General features: G+C 60.8%; 20 protein-coding genes. 8 read left to right on the top strand and 12 right to left on the bottom strand.

Annotation, left to right across the window (positions count from 1 at the left end; all coding sequences use genetic code 11):
- Window positions 1-206 precede the first annotated feature (206 nt).
- The 7 genes from H8S62_RS04000 to H8S62_RS03970 all read right to left on the bottom strand — a co-directional run bounded on the left by H8S62_RS04000 (window position 207) and on the right by H8S62_RS03970 (window position 6,233).
- Window positions 207-1,967 carry a VirD4-like conjugal transfer protein, CD1115 family gene (locus H8S62_RS04000; protein WP_186918542.1) on the bottom strand — a complete coding sequence of 587 codons (1,761 nt, stop codon included), beginning with the start codon at window positions 1,965-1,967 and terminating at the stop codon, window positions 207-209.
- Window positions 1,964-2,467 carry a PcfB family protein gene (locus H8S62_RS03995; protein WP_186918541.1) on the bottom strand — a complete coding sequence of 168 codons (504 nt, stop codon included), beginning with the start codon at window positions 2,465-2,467 and terminating at the stop codon, window positions 1,964-1,966. Before H8S62_RS03995 ends, H8S62_RS04000 begins: the two co-directional genes overlap by 4 nt.
- Before the next feature lie 39 nt (window positions 2,468-2,506).
- Window positions 2,507-3,121 carry a DUF3846 domain-containing protein gene (locus H8S62_RS03990; RefSeq protein ID WP_186918540.1) on the bottom strand — a complete coding sequence of 205 codons (615 nt, stop codon included), beginning with the start codon at window positions 3,119-3,121 and terminating at the stop codon, window positions 2,507-2,509.
- Window positions 3,108-3,365 (bottom strand): hypothetical protein, encoded by a 258-nt coding sequence (locus H8S62_RS03985; RefSeq protein ID WP_186918539.1) that lies wholly within the window; start codon window positions 3,363-3,365, stop codon window positions 3,108-3,110. Before H8S62_RS03985 ends, H8S62_RS03990 begins: the two co-directional genes overlap by 14 nt.
- Window positions 3,366-3,382: 17 nt before the next feature.
- Complete coding sequence (locus H8S62_RS03980; RefSeq protein ID WP_341481009.1) at window positions 3,383-4,258, bottom strand: ParB/RepB/Spo0J family partition protein; 876 nt, start codon at window positions 4,256-4,258, stop codon at window positions 3,383-3,385.
- 50 nt (window positions 4,259-4,308) lie between these two features.
- Window positions 4,309-5,244, bottom strand: coding sequence for a DUF6017 domain-containing protein (locus tag H8S62_RS03975; protein WP_186918538.1), 936 nt, complete (start codon window positions 5,242-5,244; stop codon window positions 4,309-4,311).
- Window positions 5,245-5,630: 386 nt separating this feature from the next.
- Complete coding sequence (locus H8S62_RS03970; RefSeq protein ID WP_186918537.1) at window positions 5,631-6,233, bottom strand: helix-turn-helix domain-containing protein; 603 nt, start codon at window positions 6,231-6,233, stop codon at window positions 5,631-5,633.
- Between the two features lie 836 nt (window positions 6,234-7,069).
- Between H8S62_RS03970 and H8S62_RS03965 the strand changes: the two genes are divergently transcribed.
- The 5 genes from H8S62_RS03965 to H8S62_RS03945 are packed head-to-tail and all read left to right on the top strand — an operon-like array spanning window position 7,070 to window position 9,247.
- A complete protein-coding gene (locus tag H8S62_RS03965) occupies window positions 7,070-7,528 on the top strand; it encodes a YaiI/YqxD family protein (protein ID WP_186918536.1) in 459 nt (152 codons plus the stop codon).
- Window positions 7,525-7,986, top strand: a complete 462-nt coding sequence (locus tag H8S62_RS03960) for a YfcE family phosphodiesterase (protein ID WP_173023934.1) — start codon at window positions 7,525-7,527, stop codon at window positions 7,984-7,986. Before H8S62_RS03965 ends, H8S62_RS03960 begins: the two co-directional genes overlap by 4 nt.
- Before the next feature lie 2 nt (window positions 7,987-7,988).
- Complete coding sequence (locus tag H8S62_RS03955) at window positions 7,989-8,513, top strand: DUF6933 domain-containing protein (protein WP_155151713.1); 525 nt, start codon at window positions 7,989-7,991, stop codon at window positions 8,511-8,513.
- On the top strand, window positions 8,510-8,920 hold the full coding sequence (locus tag H8S62_RS03950) for a peptide deformylase (RefSeq protein ID WP_173023933.1): 411 nt from the start codon (window positions 8,510-8,512) through the stop codon (window positions 8,918-8,920). Before H8S62_RS03955 ends, H8S62_RS03950 begins: the two co-directional genes overlap by 4 nt.
- A 27-nt stretch (window positions 8,921-8,947) precedes the next feature.
- Window positions 8,948-9,247, top strand: coding sequence for a hypothetical protein (locus tag H8S62_RS03945; RefSeq protein WP_155151717.1), 300 nt, complete (start codon window positions 8,948-8,950; stop codon window positions 9,245-9,247).
- An 86-nt stretch (window positions 9,248-9,333) separates the two neighbouring features.
- On the opposite strand, the gene H8S62_RS03940 is transcribed toward H8S62_RS03945, so the two are convergent.
- The 5 genes from H8S62_RS03940 to H8S62_RS03920 form a co-directional block, all read right to left on the bottom strand.
- Entirely contained in the window at window positions 9,334-11,271 is a 1,938-nt protein-coding gene (locus H8S62_RS03940) for a sensor domain-containing diguanylate cyclase (protein ID WP_186918535.1), read from the bottom strand.
- A 66-nt stretch (window positions 11,272-11,337) separates the two neighbouring features.
- Window positions 11,338-12,135 (bottom strand): DNA-methyltransferase, encoded by a 798-nt coding sequence (locus H8S62_RS03935; protein WP_186918534.1) that lies wholly within the window; start codon window positions 12,133-12,135, stop codon window positions 11,338-11,340.
- Between the two features lie 21 nt (window positions 12,136-12,156).
- On the bottom strand, window positions 12,157-12,681 hold the full coding sequence (locus H8S62_RS03930; RefSeq protein WP_186918533.1) for a hypothetical protein: 525 nt from the start codon (window positions 12,679-12,681) through the stop codon (window positions 12,157-12,159).
- 33 nt (window positions 12,682-12,714) lie between these two features.
- Entirely contained in the window at window positions 12,715-13,782 is a 1,068-nt protein-coding gene (locus H8S62_RS03925) for a DNA adenine methylase (protein ID WP_186918532.1), read from the bottom strand.
- Window positions 13,783-14,007: 225 nt separating this feature from the next.
- Window positions 14,008-15,792, bottom strand: coding sequence for a thioester domain-containing protein (locus tag H8S62_RS03920; protein WP_186918531.1), 1,785 nt, complete (start codon window positions 15,790-15,792; stop codon window positions 14,008-14,010).
- 193 nt (window positions 15,793-15,985) lie between these two features.
- Between H8S62_RS03920 and H8S62_RS03915 the strand changes: the two genes are divergently transcribed.
- The 3 genes from H8S62_RS03915 (at window position 15,986) to H8S62_RS03905 (ending at window position 18,553) form a co-directional block, all read left to right on the top strand.
- The gene (locus H8S62_RS03915; RefSeq protein ID WP_186918530.1) at window positions 15,986-16,459 is read left to right on the top strand and encodes an SAM-dependent methyltransferase; all 474 of its coding nucleotides are present in this window, start codon (window positions 15,986-15,988) and stop codon (window positions 16,457-16,459) included.
- Between the two features lie 82 nt (window positions 16,460-16,541).
- On the top strand, window positions 16,542-17,252 hold the full coding sequence (locus H8S62_RS03910) for a LytR/AlgR family response regulator transcription factor (protein WP_155151735.1): 711 nt from the start codon (window positions 16,542-16,544) through the stop codon (window positions 17,250-17,252).
- Window positions 17,249-18,553, top strand: coding sequence for a sensor histidine kinase (locus H8S62_RS03905; RefSeq protein ID WP_186918529.1), 1,305 nt, complete (start codon window positions 17,249-17,251; stop codon window positions 18,551-18,553). The genes H8S62_RS03910 and H8S62_RS03905 overlap by 4 nt, the downstream gene beginning before the upstream one ends.
- Window positions 18,554-18,750: the final 197 nt, after the last annotated feature.

The raw sequence follows: 18,750 nt of genomic DNA, 5'->3' as shown, positions 1-18,750 counted from the left end.
GTTGCCGGAATCATTGGGTGTTGGTTGTGTTGAAATCTCGCGGATACAGCAGGAGCCGGAACGAAAGCTGCGATGCAGCCCCGATTCCGGCTTCTCCTTTCAATTTTTAGTTCGTGGATTCGTTCCGACCCTGCAAGCGAGGAAGCGTCTTTTCTCATCCGTATCTATATGAAAAGCCGCCGCATGAGGGCGGCGGGCTTGTGCGCTCAGACGCGGCCCGCGTCGAACACCTCATAGACCTCATCCGCTTTCGGCACCAGCCTTGTGGAGAGGTACTTTTCGATATCAAAGGCATTCCTTGGGTTTGCGTCCGACAGATACTTATAATTGGGGTGCTTGGTGATATCGTACTTATCCGAGAGGAAGGGGCGCACGCCCCGAAGCTGCAAGATGCACTTGCCGCCGTCCAGCACCGCCAGCTCGTCTATCGTGGCAAGGTCTTTGCCCAGCTTCTGATAGTTCAGGCTGTGGGACACCTCCCGTCCACGGCTCTCGCCGGTATTGAAGGTGTCGATGGTCTCTTTCCCCAGCGCCTGATTCAGCTCCTTCAGCGTACCGGGCTCCTTACCGCCTAAAAAGATGGAGCTGTCGCAGTTGCCGATGATGGTGTCGGCGTTGTCCTTGTACAAAGCCTTTAGCTGACTTTGGGCTTGCAAGACGAGACAGGCGGAAATCTCGCGGCTGCGGATGGTAGCCATGAGCTTTTCCAGATTCGGTATCTGCCCGATGTTGGCGCACTCGTCGATGAGGCAGCGCACATGGACGGGGAGCCTTCCGCCGTACACGTCGTCGGCCTTTTCGCACAGCAGGTTGAATAACTGGCTGTAAATCATGGAAATGAGGAAGTTGAAGGTGCTGTCGGTGTCGCTCATGATGAGAAACAGCGCCGTTTTCCGGTCGCCCAGGGTGTCCAGCTCCAGCTCGTCGTACATGGTGATCTCCCGCAGCTCCTGGATATCGAAGGGCGCAAGGCGCGCGCCGCAGGAAATATTGATCGACTTAGCTGTTTTGCCCGCCGCTAATTTGTATTTTTTATATTGCCGCACGGCGAAGTGATTCGGCTCCCGCTGCGCCAGCTCCTTGAAGGCCAGATCCACGTTGTTCTCAAAGGTCTCATCGTCCTCGCGTACCTCCATGGCGTTGATGAACTCGATGAGCGTGGCGAAGTTCTGTTCCTCCTCGGGGGCTTCGTAGTGGATATAGCCGATGAGTGCCGTGTAGAGCAGCGTCTCGGCTTTCTGCCAGAAGTCGTCCCCGGATTTCCCGTCCCCCTTGGTGTTGGCGATGAGGGTCGTGACCAGCTTCAAGATATCCTTCTCACTGTGGATATACGCAAAGGGGTTGTAATGGTGGGACTTCTTGAAGTTGATGGAATTGAATATCTTCACCTTATAGCCATTGCGGAGCATGAGCTTTCCGCACTCCACGGCGATGCTGCCCTTCGGGTCGGTGACAACGTATGAACTGTGTAATTGCATGAGATTTGGCTTAATGAAAAACCTCGTCTTGCCGCTGCCGGAGCCGCCTACTACCAGCACGTTTTTGTTCCGCGCCGTCTTGGGGTCTTTGGGACGGTTGGACATCATGAGCCGCTCAGTCTGGGTGAGAATGACGTTGTTCTCAAACTTCGGATCGACGTAAGGGGCGATATCCTCGGGCTTGCCCCAACGGGCAGAGCCGTATTCCAGATTCTTGCGGAATTTCTTGGCGTTTTTGCCCTTGACGTACACGATAAGCCGAATGAGCAGAGCGGCTGCAACGCCCACGCACAGGTCGATGGGGTGGAAGCTGGGCAGCGCCGATTGGAACGCGGCGGCGAAGCCCTCCATGAGGTGCAGCGCCTTTCCCGAGAAATCCATGCCGGGGGCAAGCCTCCACGCCTGCCCCAGCTTGGTGGCAAAGAGGGCGATAAAGACATACGGGATATTGGGCAGCAGGAACTTCTTGATATTCAGAGGTTTCTTCATATCGTGATGCCCCTGTTCTGGTTTCGGGATTTACCCGGCGTAATGGCCTGAACCTTCGCCTTGAGTGCTTGCAGATGCGCCAGCACGGAGGGACGGTTCTGCGCTTTGGCGGCGCGTTTAAGCTCATATGCCGTGTATTCCTTGAACGCCGCCGTCAGTGCATCCGCGTCCCTCGCCTTAAAGAACACAAAGTATTTCGGCGGTGAAACGCTGCGGTCTTTCTTAACGGCAAAATCCACGCCGTATTTCCGAGCTATGCGCTCAAAGCCTTTGATATTGCTGTTGGTGATCTCAATGTTGGATACGCCCTGATTCTGCCCTATGAGCTGCCTCACCGTCTGCTTGCCGCTGGGCTTTTCAGGCGCGGCACGCGCCTTTTCCATGGCTTTGCTCTTCTTTTCGGAAAGATATTTATCCATCCCGGCCTTCAGCTCCCGTGCGGTCAGCTTGACGGCGGAGATGATCAGAGTGACAGTTCTGTTTTCAATTTCTTCCTGCATGAGTTTTTCCTCCTTCCGTTCGCATTGGGAGTGATGGTATCATCGCTCTGTCACCGGAGCGGTCTTGCCCTTGCCCGCAGCCTTGGCGGGCTCGGTAGGGATCGCCATAATTTTGCTGCCCATCTTCAAAAAGGCTTCCGGCTGACGGAACTTTTCCTCGTATTTCTGTTGCAGCTCCTTCGGCAGAGACGCAAAGTTCTCATCCCCCAGACCGCAGAGGAAGAATTTACCGGCCACAATATCGTAGATATCGCCGTCCTCGTCCCGCAGGGCGCGGTTCAGGGGCTTGCCCTCCAGCTTGGCTTCCTCCCCGCATATCAGCGCCACGGGGTCGTCATATGGGTAGACCGCCTCGATATAGCCGTCCACCGCCTTCTGCAAGGAAGCGAGGTCTGAGCCGATGCGCTCCACGCGCGGGTACTGTCCCGGCTCCACCATGAGCACCTCGAGGGTGTCGTCCTGCGCTTTTTCGGCGGATATTTCCTTGCCGTCATTGCTCTCAAACTCCACCTCCACGAAATTGTCCGCATCCAGAATATGATCCCCGGCGTGCCACTGGTCGCTTACCATCTGTTGTGCTTCCTCTTTGGAAGAAGCCTCCACGGACACGGTGAGCTTCAGCGTTTCGGTGATGGTCACGTCAAATTCCTTCATGCGCGCCGCCTCCCTCGTCAATTTCAGCCGGAAGAAAGGGAAAGAGCAGCTCCGCCACTGCCTTGACCATAGCTTCCGCTTTCGCAATGGACAGCTCGATTTCTTCGCTGTCATCCTCCGTATCGGGTGCATCTTCATATGGGACTTCGGGGCTTTCCTCAAGGTCGTCGGCATATACGCCGCGTTCGTCGCAGCAGTCACAGTGGATGTGTACGTCGCCGTAGATGTTGATGGTTACGTTCATGGATAAACCTGCCTTTCTCAGCGCTCGTTCCGGCGCTGCTGTTTTTTCTGCCACTGCTCCAGGAGCTTGATGATGGTCTGCTGCATTTGCAGGGGCGTGTAGCTTCGGGGGAAATATTTGCGGAGGGTATCGCTGCTCAGCGTGATGCGCTCCTGTTCCTCCTTCTTTTCCTCGGACATGATGGAGCGCATGGCCTCCTGCGTACATCTTCCCTCCCGGCTGAGCTTCTTGAGCCGCTGTGCCTGGGAAAGGGAGGGCGTGTTCTGGGAATAGTCCATTGCGTCCAGAAACTGCTTCTGCTCATCATGGGTGAGATATGACAGCTCCACGGCGGGGCTGAATGCGATCTCCTTGCTGTCCACCTTTTTCTGCACCTCCGGCAGAAGCTCGGTGAGACGGATATATCTGTGTACCTGTCTTTCACTTTCGTTTGCATCAGCACCGACTTTGGCAACAGCCCATGACTTCTCGCCAACTTGGCGAGAAGTTGACTTATCCTCCAAATCCACCCGTTTTCCCTGATGCTTCAACGCTTCCAGCTTCATTTTGTACGCCTGCGCCCGCTCCATGGGGCTGATGGTTTCCCGCTGCAAGTTGCTGTCCACCATGAGGATCACCGCCTCGTCATCGTCAAGATTGCGGACGATGGCCGGTATGGTTTTCAGCCCCGCAAGGTCTGCGGCATGGAGCCGCCTGTGTCCGGCTACCATTTCGTATCCGCCCTCCGGTGCGGGGCGGATGATGGCGGGGTTGAGGACGCCCACCTGCATGATGCTGTCGATGGTCTGCTGCATGAGCTCGTCGTCCGTCACCTTGAAGGGGTGGTTCTTGAAGGGACGAATCTCTGAAAGCGGTATCTGCTGTACCTGTTCGTTGGGTTTCTGTTTCGGCACGGTCGCATCACCTCCTGAAAATGCCAAAGCCGCAGGCAATAACCTGCGGCTCAGATGAATCCCTTCGACATATCGTGGCTCACAAGGCTTCGGTAGTAGTTCCCGATGGTCAGAGGGGCGTTATACAGCGTGGCTAAAAGATACTGGCGCATATTGCGGATGCGGGTGGTGTTTTCCTTCAGCCCGCCCACCACAAAGCGGATGTGCTCGCTGTTCAGCTTCAAAAACTGGCTCCTGACCACCTCGGCGGGCTTATCGTCGCCGGAAATGCGGACGGAGCTTTTTGTCGTACAGACAACATCCACCAGCAGCTCCAGGATTTCTTCCAACGTGTCCTGCTCGTATGGATAGTCTGTCAGGAGTGCGTCATAGGCGATGTTCTCCGCAATAAGCTCTCTGTACCGCTCTCTCAGAGCCGCTTCGTTTCCTTTCGCTTCCCGCCCGTGATCCCTCCTGAACGAAGTGAAGGGAAAGGAATCCGTATCACTAAAATCAGTATCATTATTCTCAGTATTATTAGATCGTGATTTTAACGATTCTTGATCCGTGATTTTCACTGCTCCTGAATCGTGATTTTCACGGTTCTGGAATCGTGATTCCGGGGAGGGTGTGGTACTGCCCGATGTGTTATCCACATGGTTATCCACAAAGTTCTTGACGTAGATGAGGTTGGGCTTGCCCAGCCCCTGCCGCTTGCGCTCGATGAGGCGGCATTTGCTCTCCAGCTCATGCAGCAGCTTTCCGGCCTTCTGGTCGGCGCAGCCCAGAGCGGTCATGACCTCCTCGATGGTGAAGATGATATACACACGTCCTTCTTTATCCAGCCAGCCGTTCTTGCAGCTCAGGCTCATACGGTCAAGGAGCAGACCGTAGAGCACCTTGGCTTCTGCGGAAACGCTTCTGAACCGTTCCTCCGTGAACAGCACCTTGGGGATACGATAGAAGGAGAACTGTTCCGCTTCCGCGCCGTAGAAATAGTCATACATGGCTTCTGTCACGCTCCTTTGGAAGTCCTTCGGCGCGCATGACCTCTTTGGTACACCATCCGATGCAGGGGGCAGCCTTTCCGTAGGGACAGCCCTCGCACTCCGAAACGGGAGCACCGTTGTCCGCAGCTGCATCGTAAACTTGTTCTATGCCGTTCCGTCTTGCGGGCTTTTGCGGGACGGGACAGCAGCAGCCGTCCGGGTAGACGCAGCCCTTGAGCTTCCCTTTCCGGTACAGGCAGTACCGGCAGTCATATACGTTGTAGCCCCACGACTTCCCATATGCTTTCACAATAACACCTCCTTCGCCCGCATCTGGGCATAAAAATAGCGCGCCTGCCGACCCAAGCGCCACTTTGGGTAAACAGACGCGCTATGTACTGTTTTCATGATTTTATGTTGTATTGTTTTCTGAACTCTGTGACAAACAGCTTGTACCTGTACGACTGTTGCGGATTACGGCACATTGCCGCTGAAGCTAAATATTTGATAGCACACTCTTTGGGGATAAAATATTTCCCTCCAATCTTAAATGCCTTCATCTTTTTGCTGCTGCACCAGTTTACTACAGAGGTAGATTTGTATCCAGCAAACACAGCAAGCTCCTCGATTGTAATAAGGTCCGCCATCTCCTTCATTTCCGCTTCAAAAAACAGCTCAAACTTTTTCGTCTGCTCAGGAGTCAGCGTTATCCAGCAGCTTGGAGCTATTGTTTTTTTAGCACCTGCTGTCCCAGCGTACCATCCTTCACTGGCCTTGTACTTTTCCGGGCATATTTCCCTCTGACGCAGGTACTCGATCACATCGTCTGTCTTAATGGTATAGCGACGTGTTTTTTTACCCGTGTCCTTGCATGGAATTGCACCGCTTTGAAGCAAATAGAGTGCGGTTGCCTTGCTTATGTGGGCCACCCGATATAGCTGATCCTTGCTCATGGTTTTTGGGTATTGCTTCTTGATCTCTTTGAAATGCGCTTCTAAATTTTTCATGTTCAAACCACCTTTTCATATTGGTCAACGGCAGGTGGTTTCCCATGAAAGTCTGTTCAAAACGCAGTCGTAGGAACTGCGATTTTTTCTTGTTTGGTCTCCCCAGTTCTCCCCTAGTTCTCCCCAAAATGCTCAGTTCTCCCCTAAAAAGCAGTAAAACCGCTAATTATTCGAACTCATTGATTTTTGGGCGTTTTTCCAGTTTCCGAGCTTTTACCCTTGAAAAACCCTTGAAATACGGGCTTCTTCAAGTTCCGCCATCATCACTCAATTTCTCTTAATTCCGCCTATTTCTAAATAGCGAATTTTGACTCGAAATCAAGTTGTCCGCAAGGGCACGTGGGTTCGAATCCCACCCGCTCCGCCAAAAAGAAAGACATCATCTTTGGATGATGTCTTTCTTTTTGGGTTCCGCCGCCTTTGGCGGCTCCTCCCTTCGGCGTTTTACCTGCTCGAGCGGACTGAATCCGCCCGGCATCAGGGCCTGCATGGACTGTTTTGGCGCCGGATGGGGCAGAAGCAAATCGGCTCTTGGGGGTTGATATGCTCGGGGTGCGGGAGCAAAACCGGCAGGTCCGCACAGGGACTTGCCGGTTTTGACGGTCTCGGTGTATAATAGAGCCGAACCAATACCGGACGGCCCTCTGCGCATTGTCACGCGCGCCGGTCATTCTCTTATGAGGGGGGGCCGATATGAGTCTTCTCTCGCCTGCCGCACCGAAAGAGCAGACCTGACGGTGGGCGCCGTGAAGCGGGCGCACCCCTATGAGGAGCCGGTTATCAACGTCATCCCCCTCTATCGGACCAGCTATTAGCACGGGAAAGGAGCCACTTCCATGCGCATCCTGATTGACGCCGACGGCTGCCCCGTGGTGGACCTCACCGCGGCCATCGCCCGGGAACACCATGCGGAGTGCCTCATCCTCTGCGACACCTGCCACCGGTTTGAAAAGCCCGGGACGACCACGCTGACCTTCTCCAAGGGCGCGGACAGCGTGGACTTCGCGCTGGTGAACCTGCTCCGCCCCGGTGACGTCGTGGTGACCCAGGACTACGGCCTCGCCGCCATGTGCCTCGCCCGGCGGGCGCGGGTGCTCCACCAGGACGGGATGGAGTACACGGGCGGCAACATTGACGCACTGCTCCTGGCCCGCCACACCGCCCGAAAAATCCGCGGCGCCGGAGGGCGGCTGAAGGGTCCGTCCCGCCGCAGGGGCGTCCAGGACGTGGACTTCGCCCTGGCGCTCAGGCGCCTGCTGGCGGAGGTTCAGCTTTCGGAGCGTGAAACGCCGTGAGACACATTGCCATTCTGTCTGACACCCACGGCCTGCTGCGCGGGGAGGTGCTCTCCCGCCTGGCCGGGGCGGACGCGGTCATCCACGCCGGAGACGTGGGCGGCCAGGCCATTGTGGACGCGCTGCGCGCCTGCAAAGAGGCCTATATCGTCCGGGGCAACAACGACAAGGAGTGGGCCCGGGACCTTCCCCACAGCCTCCGTTTTACCCTGGAGGGCGTCCGCTTTTTCCTGGTTCACGATAAGAAGGACGTGCCCGGGGACCTGACCGGCGTGGACGTAATTGTATGCGGCCACTCCCACAGGTACTCCGACGAGGAGAGGGACGGGGTTCTCCGGCTCAACCCCGGCAGCTGCGGCAGGCGGCGCTTCCGCCAGGAGATCACCTTCTGCATGATGGAGGCCAGCCAGGGGCGGTACCGGGTGGAAAAGATTCTGATCCCACACGGGGAGGCGTGAAGATGGAGCTCGGCCTGACCCTTCCTCTCCAGCGGCATCTCAAGCGGGGGCCGCTCCCCGGCGGCCGGGAGCCGGACGGCAGCTTCCGCTGGGATCTCCATATCATCCCCCTCCGGGGCCGGCCCAGCCTGCTGGCCGTCCACTGCCGCAGCCGGTACGCCTTGGTCCTCTTCGATCTCAGCCGGCGGGCGTGGGAGCGCCTGGAGGACACCTTCCGGGACGGCCTGGGCCGCAGCCTTGCGGCCGCCGAACTCCCGCCTGAAGCCGTCGCGGACTACCTGCGCCGGTCCGAAGCGGTGCGGATGACCAAAACACACGGACGGCGGGAGGTTGCCTTCCTCAACCGGGCCTGGGACGATGTGGCGGCGCTGGACTATGCGCTGGACCCCACAGCACGGGAGCAGCCCCTGCTGGAGCACGCCGTAAACGGAAAACCCAGCCGCTGCGTCGGATATGAGGGTCTGGCCCCAGCCGCCGAGCGGCTGGGGCTGTGCCTGCTTGAGGAAGTAAGGAGGTGCGGACTGTGATACGGGACATCATGAGGGACGCCGCCTTTCTCTCCCGGCGGGCGGAGCCCGCCGGTCCGGCCGATCTGCCCGCTGCCGAGGATCTGCTGGAGACCCTGGAGGCCCACAGGGACGGCTGCGTGGGCATGGCGGCCAATATGATCGGCGTCAACAAGCGCCTGATCGCCTTCGACAGCGAGGGGACGTACATGGTGATGTTCAACCCCGAGATTGTGAAGAAGTCCGAACCCTACGAGGCCGTGGAGGGCTGCCTGTCCCTCTCCGGCGCCCGCCGGACCAGGCGTTGGAGGTCCATCAAGGTGCGGTATCAGAACGGGGCCTTTCAGACCCGCTTCAAGACCTTCACCGGCTGGACGGCCCAGATTATCCAGCACGAGATCGACCACTGCGACGGGATACTCATCTAAAATGGACAGAAAAAAGGAGGACCCTTTATGGCGGCAACCGCGTGGATTTTCTCATACAAGCTCAAGAAAAACGTGAGTGCGGAACAGTTTATCGCACGGACAAAAAAGCTGCACGACGAAGTCATCTCCAAGGCGAGCGGATTCATCTCCTGGGAACATTATGTACAGGAGGCCGTGTGGACCGACTTCGTCCTCTGGGAGACGGCGGAAGACGCCGAAAACGCCCTGACGGCCGGACAGGGGAAGGAAGTTACGGAAGCCTTCTATGCCTGTATCCAAATGAATACCTGCAAAACTCTGATTTCACAGCTTGTCCAAAGATACTAGAGGCTCCCCACCCGTGCCCCTGCTTCCCTTTCCGATAGTAAGACGCGCCGGGACAGCGAAATGCTGTCCCGGCGCGTCTTATGATGTCAGCCGTCCTCCCCGCCGTAGACCGCGAAGCCGTTTTTCCCCCGGGCCTTGGCCCGGTAGAGCGCGGCGTCCGCATGCCGGTAGAGGGCGTCCGCGTCGGCCCCGTGCCCGGGCGCCAGCGCCACGCCGATACTGGCGGAGACCTGCCAGCCCACGCCGCTGCGGGTGTGGGTCCGGTTGAGGGCGGCGTTGAGTCCGCGGGCCTTCTCCGCCGCTGCGGCTGCGCCCGTATCCCGGGCAAAGGCGACGAACTCGTCCCCGCCGATCCGCCCCAGTACGTCCCCGCGGCGGAAGTGGGCCTGGATGGTCCCGGCGAAGGCGCAGATGACCGAGTCGCCGAAGGCGTGGCCGTACAGGTCGTTGGCCTGCTTGAAATTGTCGATATCGAAAATAAAATAGGCGAAGTCCTCCCCCGGGTGCGCTGCGAGCAGCTCGTCCACCTGCCGCCGGGTGGCGGTCTTGGTCAGCAGGCCGGTCATCTCGTCGGTCCATGCCAGCTCCTGCATCTTTTGCTCCTGCCGCTTCTCCGCGTCGATGTTCTGGCGGTAGACCAGCATATGGATGCTCCCGTCCGTCTCCCACTTCACGATGCGGCCCGTAATCCGCATCCAGTAGTAGTGCGCGCCGTCCCTGGTGAGCATCAGCTCGTAGGTCAGGCTGTCGCTGCCGGACTCGTAGGTGCGCATGATGTTGGCGGGCGAGAAGGTCTCGATATAGCCCCGGCGGAACGCCTCCTGAATCTGCTTCTCCGCCACGTAGTGCAGCGCCCGCTCATACGGGCAGCCCGGCGGCGCCCCCAGGCTCTCAAAATACGCGGCCGTGGCCGGGTTGGCGGGCAGATCCCGGGTGACGTCAATCTCATAAATATTCTCGAAGAGCTCCTCGGTGACCTTCTCAAAGACGGCCTGGCGCTCCTGCTCCATGGACTGGGTCAGCTCCACGATCCGCCGGTTGAAGCGCCGGATCACCGTGGTGATAATGAAGAGGATGGCCGCCAGAATGACGGCGATGACCACCGCCGTGACCAGAATCTGCCTGCTCAGCTCCGCCACCAGCTCGCTGGTGTCCCGCTCCACCACCAGATGCCAGCGGATTTCAGGCAGGTAGCGGGCGACGATATAGTCCCGCTTCCGTCCCGCCTCGTCCAGGGACCATAAGCTCAGCGCCCTGTCGCCCTCCTTCCAGGCCAGAACGTCCCGCCGCTCCTCCCCGCCGTACTCCGCCTCCAGCTCAAAGAGGTTCACCCGCTCGTAGCCGGAGTAGTCTGTGGAGAGCTCGATGGTGCCCGCGTCGTCAATCAGGTAGGCGTTGACGCCGAACTGGTTCTGGTAATCCTGCAGGGTCCGCTGGAGTCCGTCGATGCGCACGCCCACGCCCACCACGCCCAGCAGCGTCCCGTCGCCGTTTTTAATCTTGCAGTTGACGAACACGGTGATGGCGTTGTCCGCCCCGGCCACCTGGTCGTTGTCCACGTTCATGGTGTACTCCGCCTCGGAGCTTAAAAGGTCGTCGAAGTACCAGAAGTTCTCGGGGTCGCCGGGCTCCAGCACCCGGTCCAGGCCGTTGAAGTTATAGTACCGGGCCGAGGCCGCGGACACCAGGAAGACCGAGTCGTAGCGGTATTTGTTCTGATAGGTGTGCAGGTACTCCCGGATGGTCTCGATATAGGCCGGGTCGTCCAGCCGGTCCGCCTCCTGGGCGAGGGTCTCGTGGAGCAGGCTGTCGTTGGCCATGGTCAGGGAGATGTTGACCGGCTTGGTGAAGGTGGTGCTCATCTGGTAATAGATGCCCTCCGACGTGAGGTCGGACACCTGCTCGATATTCTCCAGTGAGGCGCTGTAGTTGGCCCTGTAGCTCAGGGCCGCCGTCAGCAGGAACCCCACCACGATAACCAGGCAGACCAGCAGATTGGTCTGCATCAGGATGTTCTTTTTCATCTTGCTCCACCTCTCCCGCGGCCTGCGGCGGATATGCCGTCCACGGGGGCGCGCCCTCTCCGCCCGTCAGGCATGCGGGGACGTCCTGAGCCGCTCCAGCCGCTTCACGGCCATATCCAGATAACCGCTCTCGCTGTCGATCCCGATGAATCTCCGGTCCAGCCGTCTCGCCGCCACGCCGGTGGTGCCCGCGCCGCAGAAGGGGTCCAGTATCAGCTCCCCCTCCCGGGTGGAGGCGCGCACAATCCGCTCCAGCAGATACTCGGGCTTCTGGGTGGGGTGGCCGCCGTCCACCTTCTCGGACGGTCTGGTCAGCGCGCCCCGCCACACGTCCTTCATCTGCTTGCCGCCGTTGAGCTCCTTCATGGCGGCGTAGTCGAAATAGTGCCCGGCCTTCTTCCCCGGCTTCTCCGCCCAGAGGATGGTCTCGGTGGAGTGGGTGAAGCACCGGCAGGCCAGATTGGGGGGCGGGTTGGTCTTTTCCCAGGTAATGTTGTTGAGAATGCGAAACCCCTCCTGCTCCAGGGCCATGCCGATGGAGTAGATGTTGTGCAGGGTGCCGGAGGCCCAGATCGCGCCCCCCGGTCTGAGCACCCGCCGGCAGGCGCGAATCCAGCGGCGGTTGAACTGGTGCCTCTCCTGGCGGGTTTTCCCCTCGTCCCAGGCCGCCTTGTTGACGGACACCATCCTCCCGCCCCTGCAGGACACGCCGCCGTTGCTGAGGAAGTACGGCGGGTCGGCGAAGACCATGTCCACGCTCTCCGCCCTCATTTTTCCCAGCGTCTGAAAGCTGTCCCGGCAGAGCAGCAGCACATCCTCCGCCTCGTAAAAGGGCTGCACGGACTTGGGAAAGAGCCTTTCCATTTCAGTTCCCACTTTCGCTTTTCAAATAAACCCCAGGCCCAGCCGGGAGAGCGGCACCTCGCGAAACTCGTACCAGCAGCCCACGGCCTCTATGTACTCCCGCACGTCCCGGTACTGCGCCTGCCGGAAGAAGTCGCACAGCACATAGCCGTATTCCACCCGGCTGATGCCGGTGCCCGCTGTCAGCTTCTCGTACTGCCGCTTTTTAAAATCGCAGGTCTGGAGCTTCTCGTCCACCGAGCCGGCCGCCTGCTGAAACTTCTTCTCCAGGATGTAGAGCGTGTTGTTCATCCGGTTCAGCAGCGCCTCGTCCGGCAGAATTTTTCTGGAGATGCGCGCTCGCCAGTCCACGCCCCGGGGCCCTAAAATCACCGTATAGAGCTCATTCTTCGGGGCGCTCACGGCGATCCACTCGCCGCCGAGGTAGACCCGGTTCCCGGAGATGCGGCAGCCCGCGGCGGCCAGAGCGCTGTCCAGGGAGGTCTCCCGCTCAAACCGGAGCCCGTTCTCGTTGGTCCTGCGTCCGCCTCCATAGATATTTTCCATCCTCGTTCACGTCCCTTCCCCCGCTCCGCCGCCTCACCAGGTCGTGATCAGCAGCTCCTTTATCTTCCCCCGCCCGCCGGTATTGGCGTTGATCATCCGGGTGGCGTCAATTCTGCGCAGCACGCACCCGTCGTAAATCTCCTCAAAGAAATCGTCCGCCGGGTCGGCGTTGTGGGGGTCGGAATTGCTGGCCGCCACCCGCGCCCCCTTCTCCCGTGCCAGGTGCAAAACAAACTCCGCCAGCCGCCGCTGCTCCTCGTCCCCGAAGGCGTTCTCCGTGTAGGAGGTAAACGCGGAGGTCCTGGTCAGGGGGCGGTAGGGCGGGTCGAAATAGGCGAAGGTCCGATCGTCGATAAACTCCTCCGCCCGCCGGTAGTCCCCGTGCACAATCCGCACACTCCGCAGCGCCCCGGAGAGCAGCGCCAGGTTGTCCGCGTCCAGAATCTGGGGGTTCCTGTACGCGCCCATGGGCACGTTGAAAAGCCCCTTCTTGTTCACCCGGTAGAGCCCGTTGAAGCAGGTGCGGTTGAGAAAAATCATATCCGCCGCCCTGGGCAGCGCCCCGCCTCCCCCGGTCTTGAGCTGATTGAAGCGGTCCCGGACGGCGTAGTAGTACTCCTTCCTGCCCTCCATGTCCAGCGCCAGATATGCCTTCTGCATCCGGTACAGGCGCTCGCTCAGGTCGTCCGGCTGGTCCCGGATAACCCCGTAGGCGTTCACCAGCTCCGCGTTGGAGTCGCTGATATAGACCTCCTCCAGCTGGCAGGAGCCCAGGAGGTCCAGCAGCACCGCGCCGCCGCCCACGAAGGGCTCCGCGTATTTTGTGATGCTCCTGCCCAGCTCCTCGGGGTAGATTTTACGAATCTCCGGCAGGAGCTGGCCCTTGCCTCCCGCCCACTTCAGAAAGGGCTTGATTTTCGCGGTGGTGCCGCAGTACCGCAGGCTCCTGCCGTCCTCCGGCTTTTCGGCGTCCTCGGGGACAATCCAGTGGGTGTCCACCTTCCGCGCGCCGGGGACCCTGCCCTCCAGGCACAGCTCAATCACCTGCCGCTGGGTGATGTTCCATTTTGCACTCACCTGCCGGGTGCTCAAAAACTCCATATGCTACTCTCCACACTCCTTGAAAATCAAATCATATTTTACTCTACCTTTGGAAGAATAGCAATTCATTTGTGCGGGGCGCAGGATAAGAAATACCCCCGGAGCCGCTCGGCTCCGGGGGTATTTCCAATCGGTCAAAGAGTCCTTCGGGGCTCTCCGGCGGCCGCTGCACGATTTTTCCGCCCACGCCCAGTGCGTGGTCCTGACCAGCCAAAATTTACTGTCTCAGCAATCCGGCCTGGCGGATGGCTGCGGGCGGCAGCATCTGGACCGCCGCTCCAGCGGCAGATAGCAGGGGCCGGGTTTACAGCACTGTTCGGGCGGCCAGTGCTCCTCGCATGCGCAGGGGGGCGTGGGCGGCGGGCACGGCTGACAGCAGGGACAGGGCTCTGGCATACAGTCCGGGCAGAGTCTGCAGGGCCGGGACGGCTCCGGCGGACAGGGCGGACAAGGCGGATAGGGAGGCTCCGGAGGATAGGGCGGACGGGGCGGATAGGGAGGCTCCGGAGGACAGGGCGGACAAGGCGGACAGGGCGGCTCCGGAGGATAGGGCGGACGGGGCGGATAGGGAGGCTCCGGAGGATAGGGCGGACGGGGCGGATAGGGAGGCTCCGGAGGATAGGGCGGACGGGGCGGATAGGGAGGCTCCGGAGGGTAGGGCGGATAGGGCGGGTAGGGCGGACAGCACCACCCCGGCAGACAGACGGGCGGGAAGAGGATGGGCGGATAACCGCCGCCTGGGCCTCCGCCCTGTCCGCCGTTGTTATTGTTATTGTTGTTGTTATTGTTATTGTTGTTCTGGACGTATACGCCGGAGAAGCCCGGTCCGCCCGGCATTCCCGGCCCGCCGGGGGCGCAGCCCTCCCCCTGCCCGGGGACGGTGACGCACACGCACAGCGAGGCGGTCAGGGTGACGGCATAGTCCTCCAGCACCGCGCCAATGGGCTGATAGTTCAGCGCCGTGCTGGTGGGGTCCATGGTGATCACCCGGGTCACCGTGCCGGAGTGGGTCACGTTCAGGTTGAAGCACAGACTGCCGCCGCAGAAGCGCAGCGCCAGGTAGAACTCCTGCCCCAGGCCGGGCGCGGGGATGGGATTGCCGCAGAAATCGGTGAAGTCGGCGGACAGATCGCCGCCGCAGGCGCAGAAGGGCTCAATGGTAACGGCGGGCGTCCCCTCCACGTTGGAGCGCAGGGAGAAGGGCCCCACCAGCAGGCGGCCGCACACGCTGCGCACCTCGCAGGGACAGCCCCGGAAGCCAATCCGTGGGTCGTTCACATCTCCGGGCGTCTCCGCCTCAGCGGGACAGCACTGGATCAGCTCGCTGCCGCAGCGGCAGGCCGACGCGCCCTCCCCCGTCTGGGCGGGCGCCGCGTCGGCGTAGGCCCCCGCCAGCTGGAGCAGCCGAAGCACGGCGGCCCGCAGCCTGGCGGACTTGGGGTGCTGGTCGGCGCCGCCGCAGTTGAGGAAATATACCTCCTCCGGCGCAATCTGCCCCAGCAGCACCCACAGGGCCACCTGGACCGCCGCGTAGGCGTCGTTGTCGTCCAGCACCGGGGTCTCCCCCGCGTCTACCCCCGCCAGGGCGAAGGTCTCCGCCGCGCTGACCGCGGGATAGGCGTTGGCCATCACCCACGCCAGCATCCGCTTCTGCCGGGCGGTCGCCCCGGGAAAGAGGGTCTCGAAGGGCGCGCTCCGGTAGGGCACGCCGCCGTAAGGCCCGTCCCGGAACTTGTCCAGGCAGTAGGTAGGAATGGTGATGCCCTGGGTGGTCAGATCGAAGCGGAAAATCTGGTTGTGGTCGGGCCGGTTGAGCTGATACCGGGACGCGGCGGCAGGCGCCCAGGAGCAGTAGCTCTCCACGTTGGCGTTGCCCGTGGCGGTGCCGGTGAGGTCGGTGTCCTGATAGACGACGAAGGGCCGGGAGGCGGGCGCGGCGGCCCGGAGCCGGTCGGTGACGGTCACCTGGGACCCGGCCGCCGCGACGCCGGGTCGAATTATATCGGTCATGGGTCTACCTCCTGTTTAAAGTGGCAAGGTTCAACATTGTCGAACTTCGTCTATTGTCAGGATATGCCGGGAGGCGGGCCGCCGTTCCCGCCCGCCTCCGCAAAAAGCCCCCATTCAGGGCTTGTAGTATCAAATTGCTCTGCTATACTGGAAGCACGGTACCGTAAAAATTAAATCAGACGAGGAGATTCTTATGGAATATACAGTAAGGCAGCTTGGTGTAATCCGCGCCGGTGAGGATGGCTTCCGCATTGCGCTGGAGCCGGAGTACCGCGCCGCCCTGGCCGGGCTGGAGGAATTTCGCCGGGTCAACGTCCTCTGGTGGTTCAGCGGCTGCGACGGCCCGGACGCCCGGGCTGTGCGGCGTGAGGAGAAGCCCTATGTCCACGGCCCGGAGGCCCTGGGCGTCTTCGCCACCCGCTCGCCCCGGCGGCCCAACCCCATCGCCCTCTCCTGCGCGGAGGTGACCTGGATGGACGAGGCGGAGGGCCTGGTGGGCCTGGGGTATATCGACGCCGAGGACGGCAGCCCCGTGCTGGACCTGAAGCCCTACACCCCCAGCCTGGACCGGGTGGAAAGCCCCGTCCTCCCCGGCTGGTGCGCCCACTGGCCCAAAAGCGTGGAGGCCAGCGGCGATTTCGACTGGTCCGGGGAGTTCAACTTCTGATTTCCGCCGGGTTGCGAAATGCCCCGGCGGATGGTATCATAAACCCGAGGGAATCTGAGGCCATTGAGGGAGGCGGTACGCCATGATACGAATTGCGCTGGTGGAGGACGAGCCCAGCTATGTGGACACGCTGCGGGAATTCCTGGCCCGCTACGAGCGGGAGCGGGGCGAGCGCCTGCGGGTCTCGGTCTTCTCCGACGGGGACGAGATCGCCCTGGGCTACAGGAGCGACTACGACGTGATTCTCATGGACATTGAAATGCGCTTCATGGACGGCATGACCGCCGCCGAGGAGATCCGCAGGCGGGACCCGGAGGTGGTCATCATCTTCATCACCAACTCCCCCCAGTACGCCATCAAGGGCTACGCCGTGGGCGCGCTGGACTATGTTCTCAAGCCGGTGAGCTACTTCGCCTTCTCCCAGCGCATCGACCGGGCGCTGGAGCGGATGGGCAACCGCAAGAGCAAATTTCTCAACGTCTCCCTCAAGGGCGGGGTCCGCAAGCTGGACGTTTCAAAAATCTGGTTTGTGGAGGTCCAGGATCACGACCTCATCTTCCACACGGAGGAGGGCCCCCTCCCCGCCTCGGGCACCATGCGGGAGGTGGAGCAGGCCCTGGAGGGTCCCGCCTTCTTCCGCTGCAACAAGGGCTACCTGGTGAACCTGGAGCACGTGGACGGCCTCCGGGAGGATTGCGCCGTGGTCCACGGCGAGCTGGTCCAGGTGAGCCGCGCCCGGAAAAAGGCCTTTCTGGACGCCCTCAACGACTTTCTGGGCGAGGTGAGCAAATGACGCTGGGCAACATTCCCCGCCTCTATACCGCCCTGGCCGACTGGATCGCCTGCATGCTCTGCGTCTCCCTGTTCCCCCACAGGCTGAAGGGCTGGCAGCTGCGGGCCGTCCAGGCCTTCTTCCTGGCGGTGATGTGCGTCTTCCTGGCGGCCACCGGAAACGTGCCGGTGGCCTGGTTCGTGCCCTGCATTCTTCTCTCCGCCGCGCTGATGTTCGTCTTCATCTACCTGTGCTGCGACTTCTCCACCGCCAACGCGGGGTACTACTGCGTGCGGGCCTTTATCCTGGCCGAGCTGGCCGCCTCCCTGGAGTGGCAGCTCTACTACTACGCGGCCTACAGCGCCGGCGGGACCAGTCTGCCCATCCGTATTCTGTTCCTGGCGGGGACCTATGCCCTGATCTTCGGGCTGATGTACGCGCTGGAGCGCCGCCGCCGGGAGAGCGTGCGGGAGATGGAGATCACCTGGCGGGAGCTCCTGTCCGCCCTGGCCATCGGCGCGGCCATCTACGCCATCAGCAATCTGAGCTATTTCTACGCCGACACCCCTTTCAGCGGCCGCCTCACCATGGAGATTTTCAATATCCGCACCCTGGTGGACCTGGGGGGCGTGGCCATTCTGTACGCCTACCACATCCAGCTCTCCGAGCTCCACGTCCGGCGGGAGAAGGACGCGCTCACCAATGTCCTGCGCACCCAGTACAGCCAGTACCAGCTCTCTCAGGACAGCGTGGACCTCATCAACCGGAAGTACCACGACCTCAAGCACCAGCTCTCCGTCCTCCGGGCCGAGAGCGATCCGCAGAAGAAGAACGACTATCTGGACCGCATGGAGCAGGAGATCCGCGCCTACGAGGCCCAGAACAAGACGGGCAACCACGTGCTGGACACCGTACTGGCGGGCAAGAGCCTCTACTGCCAGCAGCACGGCGTCAGCCTCACCTGCGTGGCGGACGGCACGGCCCTGGACTTCATGGACGAGATGGACCTGTGCACCCTCTTCGGCAACGCCCTCGATAACGCCATTGAGAGCGTGGAGAAGCTCCCCGATCCGGAGCGGCGGCTCATCCACCTCTCGGTCTCCCGCCAGCGGGGCTTCCTCCACATCCGGGTGGAGAACACCTACGAGGGGGAGCTCCAGTTTGACGGCGGCCTGCCCGCCACCACCAAGGCCGACAAGCGCTACCACGGGTACGGCCTCAAGAGCATCCGGGAGACGGCGAAGAAATACGGCGGCTCCGTGACCATCAGCGCCAAGGGCGGCTGGTTCGAGCTGCGGGTGCTCCTCCCCCTCAGCGCATAACAGATGAAAAACGCCCCTGTCTTTTTGGCGAAACGCACAAAAAGACAGGGGCGTTTTTTGTAATTTTTGTGGGCTCGACATACTGATTGCGGCCAAAAATCAACCGTTCACGGGAGGAAATACCCAATTGTCCAATTCGGTGCTATAGTGAATCGCATCAGACGGCGGAATGAAAAGCGGGGTGTGAGAGGCCTAAG

Origin of the sequence: Lawsonibacter faecis, assembly GCF_014287675.1 — a bacterium.
GTDB classification, from domain to species: domain Bacteria; phylum Bacillota; class Clostridia; order Oscillospirales; family Oscillospiraceae; genus Pseudoflavonifractor; species Pseudoflavonifractor faecis.
This window is presented reverse-complemented; position numbering and strand designations above follow the sequence as displayed.